We start from the raw sequence: 18,159 nt of genomic DNA, 5'->3' as shown, positions 1-18,159 counted from the left end.
CCCGGCGGCCGGCGGGTGAACGGTCGTCAGGGCGCGGTGGGAGCATGGGCGTCATGCGGACAGCGGGCGGTGCGGTGCGGATGGCGGCGGTGGCCGCGGCGACGGCGTTCCTGGTGGCGGGCTGCGGAGCCGGTGGCGAGGACGGCCGGGACGGCAAGGGCGGCAAGGGCGCCGAGAGGGACGGCGTCGGGGCGCGGCCGCATCCCGGAGGGTCGGCCGGCGGCGGGTCGGACACCGCGCACTCCGCGGGCGTCCCCGGCGTCGGCGCGGCGCTGCGGGCACGGATCCCGGCCGCCACCCGCCAGGTCGTCGCGGTCTACGGCGCGGGCCCGAACTCCCCGGACGCGACGGTGGTGCTGTACGAGAAAGGCGCCAATGGGTGGGAACGAAAGGGGAGTTGGCCGGCGCACAACGGGCGGCGCGGGTGGACGCTGGACCATCACGAGGACGACCAGCGCAGCCCGGTCGGGGTCTTCTCGCTGACCGACGCCGGTGGGGTGCTCCCCGATCCCGGGACCCGGCTGCCCTACACGCACGCGGCGGCGTTCACCCCGCCGGCGTACTGGTCGAAGAACACCCGTCACGATTTCGACTACGTGGTGGCGATCAACTACAACCGGGTCGTCGGGGCGTCCCCGCTGGATCCCACGCGCCCCCAGGGGCAGTCCAAGGGCGGCGGGGTCTGGCTCCATCTGGACCACGGGACCGGGACCTCGGCCTGCGTGAGCGTGGCGAAGTCCGCGATGGCGGCGCTGCTGCGGGCGCTCGATCCGGCGCGGCACCCGGTCGTGGTGATGGGGGACAGGGCGCACCTGTCCGGCTGAGTCCGCCGCTCCCGCCGCGAGGACGGAAGTCCGCGGGCGCCGCTCCTTGGATCAAGCTCCAAGATTTCACGGGAAGTTCCCTGCCCTCTTTCGGGAGAAACGACAACCGGCCATAGTGACGGACCGCGGAAATATGTTTCCGCATTTCAAAATCCGTCCATGGAGGAGTGCCCGTGCCGCACGCCACCGGAAGCATCGCCCGCCGTGCCGGGCGGTTGTTGCGCACCAGTCTGTTCGCCCAGGTACTGCTCGCCCTGCTGCTCGGTGTCCTGGTCGGACGCCTCTGGCCGCAGGCGGGCTCCTCGCTCCAGCCGCTCGGGGACGGCTTCGTCCGCCTCATCAAGGCGGTCATCTCCCCGCTCGTCTTCTGCGTCGTCGTCGCCGGCATCACCAAGGCGGGCGACCTCAAGTCCTTCGGGCGGATCGGGGTCAAGGCCCTGATCTGGTTCGAGGCGGCGACCAGTATCGCCCTGGTCGTGGGCCTGTTGGCGGCCAACGTCTTCAGCCCCGGCGCCGGGATGCACGTCGATCCGGCCTCCCTCGACAAGGGGGCGGTGGACGCCAGGACAGGTGGCGGGAAACTGCCCTCCGCGAGCCAGTTCGTCCTGGAGGCGCTGCCGGACAGCGCGGTCGGCGCGTTCGCCGAGAACTCGCTGCTCCAAGTCCTGGTACTGGCCTGCCTGGTGGGGGCGGCGCTGCTGCACCTCGGGCAGCGGCGTGTGCCCCAGTTGCTGCCGCTGATCGAGCAGACCCAGGACGTGGTCTTCACCATCGTCGGCTACATCATGAAGCTCGCCCCGCTCGCGGTCTTCGGAGCCACCGCCCACCTCGTCGGCCAGTACGGGCTGGGCGCGATGTCGACGTACGGCAAGCTGATCGCGGTCTGCTACGGCGTCGCGCTGGTCTTCCTCGTCCTGCTGGGGCTCGCCCTCAAGGCCGTCACCGGGCTCAGCCTGTGGAAGTTCGTCCGCTACACCCGCGAGGAACTGCTGCTGGCGCTGGGCACCGGCTCCAGCGAGACCGTGATGCCGAGGATGATGCAGAAGCTGCGGGCCGCCGGCTGCCGGGACGACGCGGTCGGCCTGGTGCTGCCCACCGGGTACTCCTTCAACCTCGACGGCGCCGCCATCTACCTCTCCGTCGGAACGCTCTTCATCGCCCAGGCCATCGGCGTCCACCTCTCGCTCGGCCAGCAGATCACCGTCGTCCTGGTGCTGATGCTGACCAGCAAGGGCATGGCGGGCGTGCCCGGTTCGGCGTTCCTGGCGCTGTCCGCGACCGCCACCGCGCTGGGCGTCATCCCGGCCGCCGCGGTCGCCCTGCTGCTCGGCGTCGACCGGATCATGGACTCCATGCGGGTGGCGACCAACCTGCTCGGCAACTGCGTCGCGGTCTTCGCGGTGTCCCGCTGGGAGGGGGCGCTGGACCGGGTGACGGCCAAGCAGGTGCTGGCCGGCGCGGCCCCGGCCGGCAGGGCGCCGCAGCCGGCCCCCGCCCCCGCCGGCCAGGAGGAGCCGGACGACGCCCCCGTCGCCCCCGGAGAGAGGTGACGGCCGGAGGGGAGCGGCGGTCGGAGGGCAGTGGTCGCGGCATGTGGTGACGCCCGGGACCCGGTGGTGGACGGCCTGTCACCGGGTCCCGGACCTCTGCCGGAGCTCAGGAGGCGCGTGGGAGCCCCACGCGCCCCGTCACTCGGCGGGCTTCTGGGAATCCATCCCCGGCCGCGCCTTCCGCCACAGCCCCCGGGTGAAGTCCGGGATCTCCTGCGGGGCGCCCTGCGCCTTGATCGAGCGGTCGCTCAGTGCCACCGGCGCGGACCAGGTCGCCGCGTCATAGACGTCGAAGTCCGGTACCAGGCCGAGACGCAGGCACTGGGTCAGCCGGAGGACCAGCATGTAGTCCATCCCGCCGTGGCCGCCGGGTGGGTTGGCGTGCTCCTTCCACAGCCAGTGGTCCCACTCCGCGTACCGGCCGAAGTCGCCCCACTCGTCGTTGTTCTGGTCGGGCTCCAGGTAGATCCGCTCGGGGTAGTCCTCGAAGAGGCCCTTCGTGCCGCCGAGGCTGTTGATCCGGCTGTAGGGGTGCGGGGTGGAGACGTCGTGCTCCAGCCGGATCACCCGGCCCTTGGCGGTCTGCACCAGACTGATCGTCCGGTCGCTCTCGATGTAGGACTCCTTCCAGCTGGGGTCGCCGGGCGGCATGTGCTCCTTGCGGTACGCGGCCAGGCCCCGCGCCTGCGAGCCGAAGCTGGCGATCCGCACCGCCCGGTCGCCGCGGTTGACGTCCATGTAGTTGGCGACCGGCCCGAAGCCGTGGTTGGGGTAGAGGTCGCCGCGCAGCCGGGTGTGCCACAGCCGGCGCCAGGGCCCCTCGTAGTACGTCGGATCGAACATCAGGCCCCGCAGGTCGTGGATGTACGCCCCGGCGCCGTGCAGCAGTTCACCGAAGAGGCCGGCGTGCGCCATCCGCAGCACCCGCATCTCGTTTCTGCCGTAACAGCAGTTCTCCAGTTGGAGGCAGTGTCTGCGGGTGCGCTCGGAGAGGTCCACCAGTTCCCACAGCTGGTCCAGGCGCAGCGCCAGTGGGCATTCCGTGCCGACGTGCTTGCCGTTGAGCAGGGCGGTCCTTGCCATCTCGAAGTGCAGGTCCCAGGGCGTCGCCGCGTAGACGAAGTCGATGTCGGTGCGCCGGCAGAGGTTTTCGAAGTCGTTCTCGCCGTTGGTGTAGACGGCGGGCGCGGGCTGTCCGGCCTTGGTGACCTTCGCCGCGGCCTTGACGACCTTGTCCTTCACCGGGTCGCAGAGCGCCACGACCCGGACGTCCGGCATCGCCAGGAACAGGTCGATCATGCTGCCGCCCCGGTTGCCGAGGCCGATGATGCCGACGCGGACCGTGCTGCGCGGCTCGAACGGCACCCCGATCATGGTCCTGCCCTGGGGCCTGGGGGGCGCGGCGGCGGCCTCGGCCGAGCCGGCCGCCCCGGGCGCGGCGGCGGCCGCCGGCCCGCTGCCCAGCCCGGCGAACCCCAGTCCGGCGCCCGCCGCGCCGGCGGTCCACAGGACCGAACGGCGGCTGGGTCCGGCCTCGTTGGGCTCCTGGTTCTGCGGTTGTGCCTCGTGCATCGGTCCTCCAAAGGAGCGGATCGTACGCGGGACAGTCGTGAACCTCGTTGAGGACCCTGTCGGTTGGGTGGCCTGGGGCACAAGAGGGCCCATTGGACTCTTGGTACGCGTATGTGGACTCTTCGCAGCCGTCCGCGGAGGCCGCACGGCGGTGCCCCGCCCGCTGCCTTCAGTACCTTTCGCAAGAGCCTGAAAAGCCTTGCCGAAAGTCTTGACGTGTCCACGCGCGAAAAGGCAGGCTCCGAAGCGGAATCCCCCCATGGCGGCCTGGCGCGTGGCTGCTCTCGTGGGCGCGGTCCCCGTGCCCCATGACGAAGGAGCCGCAACAATGCAGCGACGCAGGAGCCGCCACCGCGCCGTGCCGAAGGAGCCGCGTGGCGGGCACCGCTCCCGGATGCTGGGCAGAACGCTGACCGGCGCACTGGCAGCGGCGGGCCTCGCCGCCCTCGCCCCCTGGCCCTCGCAGGCCACCCCACCCGGCGACCGGACCGTCACCGCCACCCTCTTCGAGTGGAAGTACGCCGACGTCGCCCGCGCCTGCACCGACCAACTCGGCCCGGCCGGCTACGGCTACGTCGAGGTCTCGCCCGCCTCCGAGCACATCCAGGGCGACCAGTGGTGGACCTCGTACCAGCCGGTCAGCTACAAGATCGCCGGCCGGCTGGGCGACCGCGCCGCGTTCGCCTCGATGGTCGGCACCTGCCACGCCGCCGGCGTCAAGGTCATCGCCGACGCCGTCATCAACCACATGGCGGCCGGATCCGGTACCGGCACCGGCGGAACCCAGTACACCAAGTACAACTACCCCGGCTACTACCAGGACTGGGACTTCCACGGCTGCCGCCGGAACATCTCCGACTACACCAACCGCGACGACGTCCAGAACTGCGAACTGGTCGGCCTCGCGGACCTCGACACCGGCAGCGACTACGTCCGCACCACCCTCGCCAAGTACCTCGACGACCTGCGGTCACTGGGCGTGGACGGCTTCCGGATCGATGCCGCCAAGCACATCGCCGCCGCCGACCTCGCCGCCATCAAGGGCAAGATGAAGGACCCGGGGTACTGGGTGCAGGAGGTCGTCTACGGCGCCGGCGAGGCCGTCCAGCCCGACGAGTACACCGGAACCGGCGACATCGACGAGTTCCGCTACGGCACCCACCTCAAGAGCGCCTTCCAGAGCGGCAACCTCGCCCAGCTGAAGTCCGTCGCCGACGGCAAGCTCGGCGGCGACCGGGCCCGCACGTTCGTCGACAACTGGGACACCGAGCGCAACGGTTCGACCCTGACGTACAAGGACGGCGCCGCCTACACCCTCGCCAACGTCTTCATGCTCGCCTCGCCGTACGGCTCGCCGAACGTCTACTCCGGCTACCAGTGGTCCGACAAGGACGCCGGACCGCCCGCCTCCGGAAGCTCCGGCTGGACCGACGAGCACGCCAAGCGGGAGATCACCGGCATGGTGGGCTTCCGCAACGCGGTGGGCTCGGCGGGGCTGACCAACTGGTGGGACAACGGGGGCGACGCGATCGCCTTCGGGCGCGGCTCGGCCGGGTTCGTCGCCCTCAACGCCGGGGACGGCGCGGTGAACCGGACGTTCGCGACGTCGTTGCCGGCCGGGACGTACTGCGACGTCGTCGCTGCGGTGCCGACGTCGTGCGAGGGGCACACCGTCACGGTCGGGCAGGATGGTTCGGCGCAGCTCACCGTGCCCGCGCACGGGGCCGTGGCCCTGCACATCGCTCGCTGACGCCCGCTCGTCCTCAAGCGCCGGACGGGCTGGTGTCCGGCCGCGTCGCCCACTCCAGGGCGAGGAGGGCCGAGCGGTACCCCCGGCCGTCCGTGGCGTGGTCCATGCCGATCTCGCACATGCGGTTGGCCGAGAGGTGCGCGTCGAAGTGGCGGGCGGTGACCTCGGCCGCCTCCTTCGCGGTGGCGGACTCGGTCAACTCCCGGTGCAGCAGGCCGCGGTCGCCGGCGAAGGCGCAGCAGCCCGCGTCGTCCGGGACCATCACCTCGTGGGCGCACGCCTCGGCGACCCGCCGCAACTCCTCCTCGTCGCCCAGGTGCTGCATGGCGCAGGTGGGGTGGAGGACGGCGGAGCCGAGGGTGCGGCGGACCGCCAGGTCGGGGAGGAGGTCCGCGGCCCAGACGACCGAGTCCACGACGGTCAGTTCGGCGTGCAGCGAGCGGTTGAACGGGGTGAGGTGCGGCTCGACCTCGTGGGCCAGGCCCAGGGCGCAGGAGGACGCGTCCACCAGCAGCGGCAGCTGTCCGCCGGCCGTCCAGCCCCAGGCCGCCTCGACGACGCGGTTGGCCATCAGGCGGTTGCCCCGCTCGTAGCCCTTGGAGTGCCAGATGGTGGCGCAGCAGGTGCCGGCGACGTCCGGCGGGATCCACACCGGGCGGCCGGCCCGCCGGGCGAGCGCCACCACCGCCTCGGGGAGGGACGGCCCGCGGTGGTCGGCGGGTCCGCCGAAGATCCGGTTGACGCAGGCCGGGTAGTACACCGCGGTCGCGTCGGTCCGGCGCGTGGCGGGCAGCCGGCGGGCCGCGGCGCCGGGGAGTCGCGGCAGCCACTCCGGCACCAGGTCGGGGCGGACGGCCCGGCGGGCGGCGCCGGTCACCGTCGTCAGCCACCGGTCGTCCAGCCGCTCGGCGGCGGCCACCGCCAGCCGGGCGGCCCGCTCGACCGCAGCGAAGTGCCGGGCGGTCCGCTCGGCGATCCGCTCCTCGCGCGGGGAGTGCCGCCGGTGCCGGAAGTCCCTCATCAGCGCGCCGGTGTCGATGCCGACCGGGCAGGCCAGCTTGCAGGTGGAGTCGCCGGCGCAGGTGTCCACCGCGTCGTAGCCGTAGGCCTCCAGCAGCGCGTCGTCGACCGCGGAGCGGGGCGGCTGGCGGTGCATCTCGCGGCGCAGCACGATCCGCTGGCGGGGGGTGGTGGTCAGGTCCTCGCTGGGGCAGGTCGGTTCGCAGAAGCCGCACTCGATGCACGGGTCGGCGACCGCCTCGACCCGGGGGATCGTCTTCAGACCGCGCAAGTGCGCCCGCGGGTCGCGGTCGAGGAGGATCCGCGGGGCGAGGATGCCCCCGGGGTCCACCGTCTCCTTGATCCGCCACATCAACTCCGTGGCCCGCGGCCCCCATTCCAGCTCCAGGAACGGCGCGATGTTCCGGCCGGTGGCGTGCTCGGCCTTGAGCGAGCCGTCGAACCGCGCGACGGTCAGCCGGCAGAAGTCGTCCATGAAGGCGGCGTAGCGGGCCACATCGTCGGGGTCGGCGGCGTCGAAGGCGAGCAGGAAGTGGAGGTTGCCGTGGGCGGCGTGGCCGGCGACCGCGGCGTCGAAGCCGTGCCGGTCCTGGAGCTCCAGCAGCGCGGTGCAGGCGTCGGCGAGCCGGGCCGGCGGGACCGCGAAGTCCTCGGTGATCAGGGTCGTACCGGACGGGCGGGAGCCGCCGACCGCGGTGACGAACGCCTTGCGGGCCTTCCAGTAGCCGCCGATCACGGCCGCGTCCCGGGTGAAGGCGTTGGCGACCGACGGCACCGGGGCGACCAGCTCCAGCCCGTCCAGCGCCCGCGCCGCCGCCTCCTCGTACGCCCGCTGCGCCGCCTCGTCCGGCGCCCTGAACTCCACCAGCAGCGCGGCGGTCTCCTTGGGCAGCTCCGCCCAGTCGGCGGGCACCCCGGACACCCGCACCGACGCGCGCAGGGTGTTGCCGTCCATCAGCTCCACGGCCCGGGCGCCCGCCTCGGTGAAGCGCGGGACGGCGGCGGCCGCGGCGGCGAGGGTGGGGAAGAAGAGCAGCGCGCTGGAGGTGTGCCGGTCCAGCGGCAGGGTCGTGAAGACCGTCTCGGCGATGAAGCCGAGGGTCCCCTCGGAGCCGACCAGCAGCCCGCGCAGGATGTCCACCGGTGTCCGCCCGTCGAGGAACGCGTCCAGGCGATAGCCGTTGGTGTTCTTGATCGTGTACTTGGCGCGGATCCGGGCGACCAGCTCCGGGTCCGCCTCGATCTCCGCCTTGAGGGCCAGCAGTTCGGTGCAGAGCACCGGTTCGGCGCGCGCCAACCGGGCGTCGGCGTCCGGGCGCGCGGTGTCGACGACGGTGCCGGACGGCAGCACGAAGGTCAGCGAGTCCAGCGTCCGGTAGGAGTTGCGGGTGGTGCCGGCGGTCATCCCGGAAGCGTTGTTGGCGACCACCCCGCCCACGGTGCAGGCGATGGCGCTGGCCGGGTCGGGACCCAGCAGTCGGCCGTACCGGGCGAGCGTGACGTTGGCCCGCAGGACGGTGGTGCCGGGCCGGATCCGGGCCCGGGCGCCGTCGTCCAGCACCTCGACCCCGGTCCAGTGGCGGCGGACGTCGACGAGGATGTCCTCGCCCTGCGCCTGGCCGTTGAGGGACGTCCCGGCGGCCCGGAAGACCACATGGCGGCCGTGGGCGCGGGCGTAGGCGAACACCGCGGCGATGTCCTCGGTGGTCTCGGCGACCACCACGACCTGCGGGAGGAAGCGGTACGGGCTGGCGTCGGAGGCGTAGCGCACCAGGTCGGAGACCGTGTGCCGCACCTTGTCCGGGCCGAGCAGCGCGATCAGGTCGCCGCGCAGCGGCTCGGGGGTGCCGGCCGCCAGCCGCTCGGGCACCCGGTCCGGTGCGGGCCGGGTGGTGCGGGGCCGCAGGGCCTCGGGCGTGGGCTCCAGCAGGGGCACGGTCACCTCCGGTTGACTGCGCGTCAGGTGGCGCGGCAGGCCAGTGCGTCAGGTCAGTGCGGTTCGCCCGGTCCGTCGACGAGGGTGGCGAGCAGACCGCCGAGCACCTCGCGCTGTTCGACGGTCAGCGGAGCCAGGATCTCCTCCGCGGCGGCCCGGCGCGCGCCGCGCAACGCCCGGAGCGCCGACCGGCCGGTGTCGGTCAGCTCGATCCGCACCACCCGGCGGTTGGTCGGATCGGGCACCCGGCGCACCGTGCCGTTCGCCTCCAGCGCGTCCACCAGCGTCGTCACCGCCCGGGGGACCACCTCCAGCCGCTCGGCCAGGTCGGCCATCCGGGGCGGGGTGTCGCGGCAGTGGCCGACGATCCGCAGCACGCGGGACTGCGCGGGGGTGAAGGGGACGTCCAGGTGGGCCATGTGGCGCTTCTGGGCGCGCTGCATCCGGCGGGTCAGCCGCACCAGCTGCTCGGCCACGTTGGCCTCGTTGACGCTGATCGACGGCTCGGGGGAGGGCATGGCCCCAGGATACAGGACAAGATTCATTGTGAGTATAGGTAACAATGAGCTAGGCTCGGCAAAGTTTCGTCCTCCCGGCCTCCCGCTTCCCCCTCCCGCTCTCGTTAGGAGCCCATGCGTCCCGAAGAACCGAACTGGACCCCGCCCCCCAAGGACCCGGACGCCCCGGTCCAGCTGCGGCGGATCCTCGCGCTGTTCCGCCCCTACCGCGGCCGGCTGACCCTGGTCGGCCTGCTCGTCGCCGCCTCCTCCCTGGTCTCGGTGGCCTCCCCGTTCCTCCTCCGCGAGATCCTCGACGTCGCCATACCCGGCCGGCGCACCGGCCTGCTGACGCTGCTCGCCCTCGGCATGATCGCCACCGCGGTCACCACCAGCGTCTTCGGCGTCCTGCAGACCCTGATCTCCACCACCGTCGGCCAGCGCGTCATGCACGACCTGCGCACCGCCGTCTACGCCAAGCTCCAGCGGATGCCGCTGGCCTTCTTCACCCGCACCCGCACCGGCGAGGTCCAGTCCCGGATCGCCAACGACATCGGCGGGATGCAGGCCACCGTCACCTCCACCGCGACGTCCCTGGTCTCCAACCTGACCTCGGTCACCGCCACCGTCGTCGCCATGATCGCCCTCGACTGGCGGCTGACCGTCGTCTCGCTGCTGCTGCTCCCGCTCTTCGTCTGGATCAGCCGCCGTGTCGGCAACGAACGCAAGAAGATCACCACCAAGCGGCAGAAGCAGATGGCGACCATGTCCGCGATGGTCACCGAGTCCCTCTCGGTCAGCGGCGTGCTGCTCGGCCGCACCATGGGCCGCGCCGACTCGCTCACCAAGAGCTTCGCCGGCGAGTCCGAGCGCCTGGTCGATCTGGAGGTGCGCGCCAACATGGCCGGCCGCTGGCGGATGGCCACCATCGGCATCGTCATGGCCGCCATGCCCGCGCTCATCTACTGGGCGGCCGGCCTGGTCCTGCAACTCGGTGGCCCGGCCTTCTCCCTCGGCACCCTGGTCGCCTTCGTCACCCTCCAGCAGGGCCTGCTGCGCCCCACCGTCTCCCTGCTGGCCACCGGCGTCCAGATGCAGACCTCGCTCGCGCTCTTCCAGCGCATCTTCGAGTACCTCGACCTGCCGGTCGCCATCTCCGAACCCGCCGAACCCGTCCACCTCCCCGCCCCGCGCGGCGAGATCCGCTTCGAGAACGTCTCCTTCGGCTACGACCCGGACGCCGCCCCCACCCTCGACGGCATCGACCTGACCGTCCCGGCCGGCACCAGCCTCGCCGTCGTCGGCCCGACCGGCAGCGGCAAGACGACCCTGAGCTACCTCGTCCCGCGCCTCTACGACGTCACCGGCGGCCGGGTCACCCTCGACGGCACCGACGTCCGCGACCTCGGCTTCGGCACCCTCGCCCGCGCGGTCGGCGTGGTCTCCCAGGAGACCTACCTCTTCCACGCCTCGGTCGCCGAGAACCTCCGCTTCGCCAAGCCCGACGCCACCGACGAGGAGATCGAGCGCGCCGCCCGGATCGCCCAGATCCACGACCACATCGCGGCCCTCCCCGACGGCTACGACACCGTCGTCGGCGAGCGCGGCTACCGCTTCTCCGGCGGCGAGAAGCAGCGCCTGGCCATCGCGCGGACCATCCTGCGCGACCCGCCGGTGCTCGTCCTCGACGAGGCCACCAGCGCCCTGGACACCCGCACCGAACACGCCGTCCAGCGGGCCGTCGACGCGCTGTCCGCGGGCCGCACCACCCTCACCATCGCGCACCGCCTCTCCACGGTCCGGGACGCCGACCAGATCGTCGTCCTGGACGGTGGCCGGATCGCCGAACGCGGCACCCACGACGAACTGCTGGCCGCCGACGGCCGCTACGCCGCCCTGGTCCGCCGCGACACCGACCGGGAGGCCGCGGACGACGACGCGGCCGACCCCGCGGGCGACGGCCGCGCCCCAGGGATCCTGGTGTGACCGCTCCCCGGGGCGTCCCTCGGCGCGGCCGGGGCGACCCGGGGGAGAGCGACGGCGAGAAGCCGGGCGGTGGTCAGAGCGTGGCCGGATCGAGCGCCCGCGCCATCACCCGGTACCCCTCGTCGCCCGGGTGCTTGAAGTCCCCGCAGTCGTAGGCGGGCAGCAGCGCGTCCGGGTCGGCCGGATCCGCCATCACCGCCGCGAAGTCGACCACCGCGTCGAACGCGCCGCCCGTCCGGATCCACTCGTTGACCGCCCGACGCTTCGCCTCCGCCATCGGGGTGTGGTACTCCGACCCCTTGAACGGCAGGATCGTCGCCCCGACGACCCGCACCCCCACCGCATGCGCCCGCTCGATCAACTCCCGGTAGCCCGCGATGAGTTGCTCCGGCGCGTTGTCCGGGGCGGGCTTGTACGTCGGCAGGTCGACCTCGCTGAACCCGATGTCGTTCAGGCCGACCAGCACGACCACCGAGCGCACGCCCGGCTGCGCCAGCACATCGCGGTCGAACCGCGCCCCGGCCCGCTCACCGAACCACTCCGAGTCGTTCAGCAGCAGATTGCCGCCGATGCCCAGGTTGAGGACCCGCAGCGGACGGCCCTCGGCGGCCAGCCGCTCGGCCAGTGCGTCCGAGTAGCGCCGGTCGGCGTCGACGGTCGACCCGAAGCCGTCGGTGATCGAGTCGCCGAACAGCACCACGGTGTCCCGCCGCGCCGGATCGCCGTCCGCCAGCTCCACCGCGGCCAGGTAGTACCACGACACCGTGGTCTCCCCGAAGACCGCCGGATCCACCTCGCCCAACTGCGCGCCCGCGGCCCGGTACGCGGTGGCCCACGCCTGCGCGTGGAACGTCGCCGGCCCGCTCGGCCCGGCGAAGTACAGCGACACGGTGAGCGATTCCAGCGCCGCCACGGTCACCTCCGCCGGGTCGCTGTGGACCTCCGCGCCCGCCGGGATCCGCACCGACTCCGACCCGCCGAACGTCAGCCGCCGCACCGAACCGGCCGCCACCGCCGCCCCGTCGCCGGACCGGGCGATGCTCGCGCCGGACACCTCCAGCGGCGCGGTGCCGTACCGGTTGGAGAGCTTGATCCGGGCCCGGGTCCCCGCGCCGGTGACCCGCACGGTCTGCCGCAGGGTCTGGTCCGCGAAGCCCTCCTCGGCCCAGTTCTTGTGGAACCCCACGCTCGGCCGCTGCACCGCGGTGGCCCAACCGGCCTGCCAGTTCGTGGAGTTGTCGTTGTTGCTCATGGGTTGTCGTCTGCCTCTCGGTCCTCTGCTCGATCGCGACGACCAGGAGTCTTCCGCCCGGCGCGCGGGGCGCCCAGACACCTGTGGGTGGTACGCATCGGGTGCGTACCACCCACAGGGTCACCCTCCGCGCGGCCCGGCGGCGGGAGGCCGGCCCCGGCTCACCCCTCGCCGTCCGCCGCCATCAGCACCACCTCCAGCGTCCGCGGTCCGTGCACCCCCTCCACCCGGTCGAGCTCGATGTCGCTGGTGGCCGACGGCCCGGAGATCCACGTCAACGGGCGCTCCGGAGCCAGCCGCGGCAGCGCCTCGGGGACCGACCCGACGACCTGATCCGGGACCCGCACCACACAGATGTGGTGGTCCGGGACGAGGGTGATCCGGCGCCGCCCCTGATCCGGTCCGGCGTCCAGCACCAGCGTGCCGGTCTCCGCGACGGCCAGCGCGCACCCCGTCACCACGCTGTCCACCGCGGCCAGGTCCCGCGCGGTGTCCGTGGCCCGATCGGGGCGCGCGGCGACCTCCGCCGCGGACAGCCACCGCGGGTCCAGCCCGGCCGGCACCACCACCGTCCGCGCCCCGCGCGCCGCCAGCAGCCGGGCGATCAGCGCCGGCAGCCCGGCGGGCGCGCAGCGGTGCACCACAGCCCGGTAGTCCGCGAGGTTCTCCGCCAGCAGCTCCACGGTCTCCTCGGCCGTCCGGGAGCCGTGCACCCGGCGGTAGTCCCGGGGGACCGGCGGATCGTGCGGCCCCTCGCCGCGCGGTACGTCGGCCAACGCCCGGCGCACCCGCGCCAACACCACGTCCCTGCCGCTCACTTGACGCCTCCCGTCTCGCTGCCCCCGGCATCGCCCCGGGTGCGCCGCCACCAGTCGCGGAACGACTCGGCCGGCACCGTCGGCAGCGCGCGGGTGTCGGACCAGGCGCGGCCCGGACCCGGCAGCCGCCGTGGATGCAGCCGCCGGGTCCGGGCGGCCAGCCGCATCCCGCCGCGCAGCACGCCCGGGTGGTCGAACGTCCAGGCCGCGGCGCGCATCGCGGCCCGCTCCGCGGCATGCCCCTTGGCCGGTTTGAGGACGACCCGGGCCCCGCGCCGGGTCACCGGGCCGCCCTCGACCACCCGTTCCCGCAGATGCACCAGCACCTCCGGGATGTCGATCGCCACCGGGCACACCTCGTAGCACGCACCGCACAGCGACGACGCGTACGGCAACGACTCCTCCAACGGGCCGGCCATGCCGCGCAGTTGCGGGGTGAGGATGGCGCCGATGGGGCCCGGGTAGGGGGATCCGTAGGCGTGCCCGCCGGCCCGTTCGTAGACGGGGCAGACGTTCAGACACGCCGAGCAGCGGATACAGCGCAGCGCCTGCCGGCCCACCGTGTCGGCCAGGGTGTCGGTCCGCCCGTTGTCGAGCAGCACGAGATGGAAGGCCCGCGGCCCGTCGCCGTCCGTGGTCCCGGTCCAGGTGGTGGTGTACGGGTTCATCCGCTCGGCGGTGGACGAGCGGGGCAGCAACTGCAGGAAGACCTCCAGGTCCTGCCAGGTCGGCACGGTCTTCTCGATGCCGACGACGGAGATCAGGGTCTCCGGCAGGGTCAGGCACATCCGGCCGTTGCCCTCGGACTCCACGACCACCAGGGTGCCGGTCTCGGCGACCATGAAGTTGGCGCCGGAGATCCCCACCTTGGCGGTGAGGAACTTCTCCCGCAGATGCAGCCGGGCGGCCTCCGCCAGCTCGGCGGGGGAGTCGGAGAGCCCCTCCGGCGCCGGACGCCCCCACTTCCCCATCTCCCGACGGAAGATGTCGCGGATCTCGCCGCGGTTGCGGTGGATCGCCGGCACCAGGATGTGCGACGGGAGGTCGTCGCCGAGCTGCACGATCAGCTCCGCCAGGTCCGTCTCGTACGCCCGGATGCCCGCCTCGGCCAGCGCCTCGTTGAGGCCGATCTCCTGTGTGGCCATCGACTTGACCTTGACGACCTCGCGCTCGCCGGTCTCCCGGACCAGCCGGGTGACGATCCGGTTGGCCTCGTCGGCGTCCGCCGCCCAGTGCACATGGCCGCCCGCGGCGGCCACCGACTCCTCCAACTGCTCCAGGTAGTGGTCGAGATGGCGCAGCGTCCGGTCCTTCACCGCGGCGCCGGCGGCCCGCAGCTGCGCCCAGTCGTCCAGCTCGGCCACCGCCCGGGCCCGCTTGTCGCGGATGGTGTGGGTGGCATGGGCGAGGTTGGCCCGCAGCCGGGGGTCGCGGGTGGAGACGGCCGCGGCCCGGGGGAACGCCGGCATCCCGAGGAAGCTGCGGCTCATCGCGCGTCCCCTTCCGCCCCGGCGGCCCGGCCGGCCGCGCCGCCGGCCGCGGTGTCCGCCTCCGTGCTGGCCAGGATCTCCGCGAGGTGCACCGGCCGGACCGGCGACCCCTGCCGGGCGAGCATGCCCCCGATGTGCAGCAGACAGGAGTTGTCCACCGTGCAGACCGCCTCCGCGCCGGTCCCGGTCACCGCCCGGACCTTGTCGGCGCCCATCGCGGTCGACACCGCCGGGTTCTTCACCGCGAACGTCCCGCCGAACCCGCAGCACTCCTCCGCGCCCGGCAACTCCTTCAGCGTCAACCCCCGGACCCGCTCCAGCAGTCGCCGCGGCCGGTCACCGAGCCCCAGCACCCGCAGCCCGTGGCAGGTGGGGTGGTAGGTGACGGTGTGCGGGTAGTACGCGCCGACGTCGGTCACCTTCAACACGTCCACCAGGAACTCCGTCAGCTCGTACGTCTTGGGCACGGCCCGCGCCGCGGCCTCGGTCAGCTCCCGGCCGCGCCCCTCCGCCGCGGCCCTGGCAGCGATCCGCGGATAGTTGTCCCGCACCATCGCCGCACAGGAGCCGGACGGGGTCACCACGTAGTCGTAGTCCCTGAACGCCCGGTCGAAGCGGCGCACCAGCGGCTCGGTGGCGTGCCGGTAGCCGGTGTTGAACTGCGGCTGGCCGCAGCAGCTCTGCTCGGCCGGGAAGTCGACGTCGACGCCCAACCGCTCCAACAGGGTCACCACCGCCCGCCCGGTCCCTGGTCGGAGCGTGTCGTTGATGCAGGTGACGAACAGTGCTACCCGCACGGTGCCTCCTCCTCGCGCTCGCCTCCCGGCGGTCCGCCGGCCGCGGCGGCGGACCATCGGGCTTCGCCCGGACGTTGCCGCAACATTGCCACCGCCTTTCCGCGGTCTTGCGGCGGCGGCCCGACCGCCCTTTTCCCTGGCGCCGACCCGCCTCACCGGTACATGATCACCTGTCGGGTCATCCTGCCCCAGCGGCAGGCCGAGGAGAAGGACGGGAGCTCAAGGACCATGTCGAGCGCACAGCCCATAGCCCAGGACCGGGCACCCGGCGGCGACCGTCCGCCGTCGCGGCTGCGGCAACTGGCCGCCGCCTCCATCGGCAACGCCGTCGAGTGGTACGACTGGTACGCCTACTCCTTCCTGGCCGTCTACTTCGCCGACCAGATCTTCCCCAAGGGCGCCGGCAACTCCCTGGTGCCGCTGCTCTCCACCTTCGCGGTGTTCGCGGTCGGCTTCTTCATGCGACCGATCGGCGGGCTGCTGATGGGCGCGGTCGCCGACCGGCGCGGCCGGCGCGCCGCGCTGACTCTGACCATCCTCCTGATGGGCGGCGGCAGCCTGCTGGTCGCGCTCACCCCCACCTACGCGGCCACCGGCGTCCTCGCCCCGATCGTGCTGGTCGTCGCCCGGCTGGTGCAGGGCCTGTCGGTGGGCGGCGAGTTCGCGGCGTCCACCACGTTCCTGGTGGAGTCCGCCGGGCCGGGCCGGCGCGGCCTGTTCGCCAGCTTCCAGTACGTCTCCACCACCGCCGGTCAGTTGCTCGCCGCCGGCACCGGGGCGCTGCTCGCCGCGCTGCTCACCGAGGACCAGATGGGCCGGTGGGGCTGGCGGATTGCGTTCCTCCTCGGCGCCCTGCTGAGTCTGCTCGGGCTGTGGATCCGGCGCGGCGCCCGGGAGACCCTGACCCAGGGCCCCGACGCCGCGGGGGCCGGGGCCGGGCGGTCGGCCGGCCGTCCCGGCCTCTTCGAGGGCCTGCGCCGCTACCCCCGCCAGTCGCTCCTGATCTGCGGCATCACCGCCGGCGGCACCATCGCGTACTACACCTGGACCACCTACCTCCCCACCTACGCACAGGTCAACGCCGGCTTCGACAAGGGCGACGCGCTCACCGTCGGCACCCTGTCGCTGGCCTTCTTCGCGCTGCTCCAGCCGCTCGGCGGTCTGCTCTCGGACCGCATCGGCCGCAAGCCGATGCTGCTCGTCTTCGCGCTGGGCTTCGCCGTGTCGGCGGTGCCGCTGCTCCACCTGGTCACCGACGCGTTCGTCTCCCTGCTGCTGGTGCAGTGCGCCGGCATGGTGCTGCTCACCGGCTACACCTCGATCGCCGCCGCGGTGAACGCCGAACTCTTCCCAGCCCGGGTGCGCGCCGCCGGCATCGGCTTCCCGTACTCCTTGACCGTCGCGCTCTTCGGCGGCACCGCCCCGTACGTCGGCACGTGGTTCAAGCAGGCCGGCCACCCGGACCTCTTCCCCTGGTACGTCGCGGTGACCTGCCTGGTGTCCTTCTTCGTCTACCTGGCGCTGCCGGAGACCGCGCACCGGCCGCTGGAGAAGTAGCCGGCCGCCGGCCAAGCGGCCGGCTCACCACGGCAGTTGACCCGCCGACAGACGGAAGGCGCCGCTCCCCGCCCGGGACGAGGGGGAGCGGCGCCTTGGGTGTGAGGAAGCATGTTGACTGACAAGAGGGGAGCGCGGGTGCGGTTTCCGTGGCCCCGGCTCTCGGGGTGGCGCGTCGGGGTGGACGGTCACCCGCGCCTCGGCGGTGGGAAACTGACCGTGCGCGCCTGCCCGGGGCGCGGTGCGGGCGGTCGGACCACGGATGCGGGGAGGCGCAGATGGTTGGCAGACAACGGGAGCGGGGGAACGCCGCGGGCCGGCCCCAGCGGCGGCCGGTCGTCGCGCTGTACGAGCGGATGGTCGAGGCCATCCGCGCCGGCACCTATCCGCCGGGCTCGACCCTGCCCACCGAGCCCCGGCTCGCCGCCGAACTGGGCGTGAGCCGTCCGGCGCTGCGCGAGGCGCTGATCCTGCTCCAGGAGGACGGCGTGATCACCGTGCGGCGCGGGGTGGGCCGCACGGTCAGCCACCATCTGCCGCCGCGCGGCTTCGAGTTCCTCAAGCCGGTGGAGTCGCTGCTCGGGGCGGGCCGGCAGGTCGTGACCGTGCCGTTGGCCCGCAGCCGCGAGGAGCCCACCGACTTCTCCACCCAGCACCTGGTCCTGCCGGCCCACGGTGAGGTGCGCTTCTGGGAGAGCGTGATCGAGGTCGGCGGACTCCCGGCCTGCCTGACCCAGGAGTGGGCCTCGGACGAGACGTTGGCGGAGCTGCTGCCGGACGCCGTCGCGGCGTTCGAGGGGCCCGGCGGCGAGGCGTCGTCGATGCTCGGCCTGCTGCTGGACGCCGGGCGCGGGCTGCCGCTGACCGGCAGCAGCACCATCGTGGCCACCACCCTCGGCCGGCAGCGCGGCGCGCAGTTGGGCCGCCCCGCCGACACCCCCGGCGTGCTGGTCACCCAGGTCGTACGGCTGGAGCGCACGCCGCTGCTGGCGGCCAAGCACATGCTGCCGCCGGGCGCCCCCGCGCTCCCGGTGTGGCAGGCGCGCTGACCGGCCCGGACACCGCCGGGCGCGACCGCCCGCCGGGACCCGGTCGCCCGGTGGCGGCGCG

Annotated in this window: 13 protein-coding genes; 6 read left to right on the top strand and 7 right to left on the bottom strand. The window is 73.2% G+C overall.

Annotation, left to right across the window (positions count from 1 at the left end):
- The first annotated feature begins 53 nt into the window (after window positions 1-53).
- The gene (locus SNOUR_RS07555; RefSeq protein WP_312632100.1) at window positions 54-824 is read left to right on the top strand and encodes a hypothetical protein; all 771 of its coding nucleotides are present in this window, start codon (window positions 54-56) and stop codon (window positions 822-824) included.
- Window positions 825-997: 173 nt separating this feature from the next.
- Window positions 998-2,374, top strand: coding sequence for a cation:dicarboxylate symporter family transporter (locus tag SNOUR_RS07550; RefSeq protein WP_067344874.1), 1,377 nt, complete (start codon window positions 998-1,000; stop codon window positions 2,372-2,374).
- Window positions 2,375-2,512: 138 nt separating this feature from the next.
- Here SNOUR_RS07550 and SNOUR_RS07545 read toward each other — a convergent pair whose 3' ends face one another.
- Window positions 2,513-3,946: a Gfo/Idh/MocA family protein gene (locus tag SNOUR_RS07545; RefSeq protein ID WP_067344872.1), complete on the bottom strand. Its 1,434-nt coding sequence runs from the start codon at window positions 3,944-3,946 to the stop codon at window positions 2,513-2,515.
- Between the two features lie 394 nt (window positions 3,947-4,340).
- Here SNOUR_RS07545 and SNOUR_RS07540 point away from each other — a divergent pair, with 394 nt between their 5' ends.
- Entirely contained in the window at window positions 4,341-5,696 is a 1,356-nt protein-coding gene (locus tag SNOUR_RS07540) for an alpha-amylase (RefSeq protein WP_067344870.1), read from the top strand.
- Between the two features lie 13 nt (window positions 5,697-5,709).
- On the opposite strand, the gene SNOUR_RS07535 is transcribed toward SNOUR_RS07540, so the two are convergent.
- Both SNOUR_RS07535 and SNOUR_RS07530 read right to left on the bottom strand, forming a co-directional pair.
- Complete coding sequence (locus SNOUR_RS07535) at window positions 5,710-8,652, bottom strand: FAD-binding and (Fe-S)-binding domain-containing protein (RefSeq protein WP_067357844.1); 2,943 nt, start codon at window positions 8,650-8,652, stop codon at window positions 5,710-5,712.
- Between the two features lie 53 nt (window positions 8,653-8,705).
- The gene (locus SNOUR_RS07530) at window positions 8,706-9,170 is read right to left on the bottom strand and encodes a MarR family winged helix-turn-helix transcriptional regulator (RefSeq protein ID WP_067344868.1); all 465 of its coding nucleotides are present in this window, start codon (window positions 9,168-9,170) and stop codon (window positions 8,706-8,708) included.
- A 114-nt stretch (window positions 9,171-9,284) separates the two neighbouring features.
- On the opposite strand from SNOUR_RS07530, the gene SNOUR_RS07525 reads away from it, so the two are divergent.
- Window positions 9,285-11,135: an ABC transporter ATP-binding protein gene (locus tag SNOUR_RS07525; RefSeq protein ID WP_067344866.1), complete on the top strand. Its 1,851-nt coding sequence runs from the start codon at window positions 9,285-9,287 to the stop codon at window positions 11,133-11,135.
- A gap of 73 nt (window positions 11,136-11,208) precedes the next feature.
- On the opposite strand, the gene SNOUR_RS07520 is transcribed toward SNOUR_RS07525, so the two are convergent.
- The 4 genes from SNOUR_RS07520 to SNOUR_RS07505 form a co-directional block, all read right to left on the bottom strand.
- Window positions 11,209-12,387, bottom strand: a complete 1,179-nt coding sequence (locus SNOUR_RS07520) for an SGNH/GDSL hydrolase family protein (protein WP_067344864.1) — start codon at window positions 12,385-12,387, stop codon at window positions 11,209-11,211.
- 161 nt (window positions 12,388-12,548) lie between these two features.
- On the bottom strand, window positions 12,549-13,205 hold the full coding sequence (locus tag SNOUR_RS07515) for a LutC/YkgG family protein (RefSeq protein ID WP_067344863.1): 657 nt from the start codon (window positions 13,203-13,205) through the stop codon (window positions 12,549-12,551).
- Window positions 13,202-14,695 carry a lactate utilization protein B gene (locus tag SNOUR_RS07510; protein ID WP_067344861.1) on the bottom strand — a complete coding sequence of 498 codons (1,494 nt, stop codon included), beginning with the start codon at window positions 14,693-14,695 and terminating at the stop codon, window positions 13,202-13,204. Before SNOUR_RS07510 ends, SNOUR_RS07515 begins: the two co-directional genes overlap by 4 nt.
- A complete protein-coding gene (locus tag SNOUR_RS07505; RefSeq protein WP_067344859.1) occupies window positions 14,692-15,492 on the bottom strand; it encodes a (Fe-S)-binding protein in 801 nt (266 codons plus the stop codon). Before SNOUR_RS07505 ends, SNOUR_RS07510 begins: the two co-directional genes overlap by 4 nt.
- Window positions 15,493-15,720: 228 nt before the next feature.
- Between SNOUR_RS07505 and SNOUR_RS07500 the strand changes: the two genes are divergently transcribed.
- Window positions 15,721-17,049 (top strand): MFS transporter, encoded by a 1,329-nt coding sequence (locus tag SNOUR_RS07500; protein ID WP_067344857.1) that lies wholly within the window; start codon window positions 15,721-15,723, stop codon window positions 17,047-17,049.
- A 278-nt stretch (window positions 17,050-17,327) separates the two neighbouring features.
- Complete coding sequence (locus SNOUR_RS07495) at window positions 17,328-18,098, top strand: GntR family transcriptional regulator (RefSeq protein WP_067344855.1); 771 nt, start codon at window positions 17,328-17,330, stop codon at window positions 18,096-18,098.
- The last annotated feature ends 61 nt before the right edge of the window (window positions 18,099-18,159 follow it).

It is taken from the genome of Streptomyces noursei ATCC 11455, assembly GCF_001704275.1.
GTDB classification, from domain to species: domain Bacteria; phylum Actinomycetota; class Actinomycetes; order Streptomycetales; family Streptomycetaceae; genus Streptomyces; species Streptomyces noursei.
Note: the sequence above shows the minus strand (reverse complement) of the source record. Positions and strands in the feature narration are given on the sequence as shown.